Annotated in this window: 2 protein-coding genes; both read right to left on the reverse strand. The window is 76.1% G+C overall.

What is annotated here, in order from left to right:
• Nucleotides 1–2,397: ComEC/Rec2 family competence protein (locus QL987_RS16810; RefSeq protein ID WP_290158800.1), on the reverse strand; the 2,397-nt coding region annotated here is incomplete at its 3' end.
• Nucleotides 2,398–2,426: 29 nt separating this feature from the next.
• Nucleotides 2,427–2,651 (reverse strand): helix-hairpin-helix domain-containing protein (locus tag QL987_RS16815; protein ID WP_290158801.1); only part of this gene is annotated, 225 nt, incomplete at its 5' end.

The following is a 2,651-nucleotide window of genomic DNA, read 5'->3' on the forward strand; positions in this document are numbered from 1 at the left end:
GTCCCCGGCGTGTCCGGCGTGTCCGGCGTCCCCGGCGTCTCCCTCGTCCCCGGTGTCGCTCCCACCGCGCACCACGATCGTCCCCGACCGGGCCGTGCGGTACGGCAGCGTCCCCGCGGCGGCCAGCATCTCCAGCGCGCTGGGCGTCGGGTGCCCGTAGTCGTTGTCCGCGCCGACGCCGATGAGCCCGACCCTGGCAGCGAGCGCCCGGTACAGCTCGGGGTCCTGGTCGGCCGAGCCGTGGTGGGCGACCTTCACGACGTCGACCGGCGCCAGGGCCTCCGGCGGCGCGCTCCGCGACAGCCGACGCTGGGCGTCCTCACCGAGGTCCCCGAGGAGCACCGCGCTGACGCATCCCGGGCAGGGGCGCTCCGGTGCGGGATCGACGCGGAGGACGAGACTCGCCGCGTTGCCCGCTCGCTCGTCGCCCTCCGGCGGCCACAGCACCTGCCAGCGGAGGTCCCCGAGCAGCCCGGTGGTCCGGTCGGCCGCCTGGCGGACGTCGACCCCGGCGCTCCGCAGGTCACCGACGACGCGGTCGTCCGCCGGCCTGCCGACCGGACCGACCAGGGCGGTCTCGACCCGCGTCGCGACCGAGGCCACGGCGCCGACGTGGTCGCGGTCGAAGTGGGTCAGGACGAGCAGGTCGATCCGGTCCACACCGAGGAGGGCCAGACAGGCCGTCAGCCGGGCGTCGTCGTCCCCGGTGTCCACGAGGGCCGTCCGACCAGCGCTCCGCAGCAGCGTGGCGTCACCCTGCCCGACGTCGCACATCGCGATGGTCCAACCGGTCGGCACACTGCCCCGGACCAGGACCGCCGGCACGGTGACCGACCCGATCCCCACGATGACCGTGAGTGCGGCGACGCCGGACAGCACCCGTCGGAGCCGTGCCCGGACCAGCACCCCGACCGCGAGTGCGGCGCTCACCACCCCGGCGGCGACGACCCCGCCCGGTCCGGACGGCCACGGCGCCGAGGCCACCGGCAACCCGGCCGCGCCGTGTGCGATGAGACCGATGCCGGCGGCCGGCACCCACCCGACGGTCGCGAGCAAGCCGGCGCCGACCGGCCACACCGGCGCGAGCAGGCACGCGGCGAGCCCGACGATCGTGGCGACCGGGGCCAGCACCTCGGCGAGCAGGTTCGCCGGGACCGCGTACGTCGGCAGGGCGGGGGCGAGTGGGATCGTGACCGGCCAGCATGCCACCTGCGCCGCGATCGGGATCGCCACGGCGGCTGCGACGGGCGTCCAGACCCACCGCGCGAGCAGGTCGGTGAGTGGTGCGGCGAGGACCACGATGCCGACGGTCGCCAGCACCGACAGTGCGAAGGCGAACGAGCGGGCCACCCACGGATCGGCGACGAGCATGCCGACGGCCGCCAGGGCGATGAGCGGCACACCCCGCACCGGACGTCCGCTGAGGTGCACGACGAGCACCACGATCGCCATCACCGTCGCGCGCGTGATCGACGGGTCCGGCCGGACGAGCACGACGAACCCGAGCAGCACGACGACGGCCGCTGCCGCACGGAGCACCCTCGGTGCGCCGGTCAGCCGACCGAGCAGCACCACGAGACCGACCAGCACCGCGCAGTTCGACCCGGAGACCGCCGTCAGGTGGGTCAGCGCCGAGGTCTCCATCGCCTGCTCCGTCTCGGCGTCGAGCCCGGACCGGTCACCGATCGCGAGCCCGCGGAGGAGCGCCCCGCCCGGCTCCGGCAGGTCCGCGGTGACGGCGACGAACGCCGCTCGGGCGTCGGCGCTGGCACCGAGGAGCCCGGTCGGTCCGGCCCGTGTCGCGACCGCTCCGCGGGCGAAGAGCACGACGCTGGTCGCGGAACCGGGGTCGTCGCGCTGTAGCTGTCCACGGACGGAGACGACCGTCCCGGCCGCCAGCACGGCTCGCCGTGGTTCGTCGAGCGCGGGGACGAGCCGGACCGGCACCCGCAGGCCGTCCGACCGGGAGGCACGCCCCACCACCGTCTCGATCGTCCCGACCACGGAGCGGTCGCCGGGCGTGAGGTCGCGGTCGAGCCGGACACGGGCCTCCAGGCTGTGACCGGCTGTCTGCCGCACGATCGACGGCAGCCGGTGTTCCTGCCCGGCGGCGACCGCTGCGGCCGTCAGGGCGATCAGCAGGGACGTCGTGAGCACCAGCGCTGCGACCGCCCGCACCGGCACGGACAGCCCGGGCCGGAGCAGCACGACGAGCGACGCCAGTCCGACCACGGCCGCGGAGGCCGCTACCGGCCCGACCGCGTCCGGCTCGCCGACGAGCACCGCGACGACGATCCACGTCACCGCCGCCGGCCCGGCGAGCCGGAGGTCGGCCAGCGACGGCCGCAACGCGCCACCGAGCGCGGCACCGGACACGGTCTGAGTCGGCGTCGGCATCGGAGTGGCCCCGAGCGAGGCCGGGGCGCTCACACCGTCACCCGGTCCCGCAGTTCGGCGAACCGGCCCTCGCCGATGCCGCTGACCTCGAGCAGGTCCTCGACCGACCGGAAGCCGCCGTGCTCGTCGCGCCAGGCGAGGATCCGCTCCGCCAGAGCCGGGCCGATCCCGGGCAGGGTCTCGAGCGCGGTGGCGTCCGCGGTGTTGAGGTCCACGACCTGCGCAGCCGCTCCCGCACCGCCACCCGCCCCGTC

This window comes from Curtobacterium sp. APC 4022 (genome assembly GCF_030407555.1).
GTDB lineage: Bacteria > Actinomycetota > Actinomycetes > Actinomycetales > Microbacteriaceae > Curtobacterium.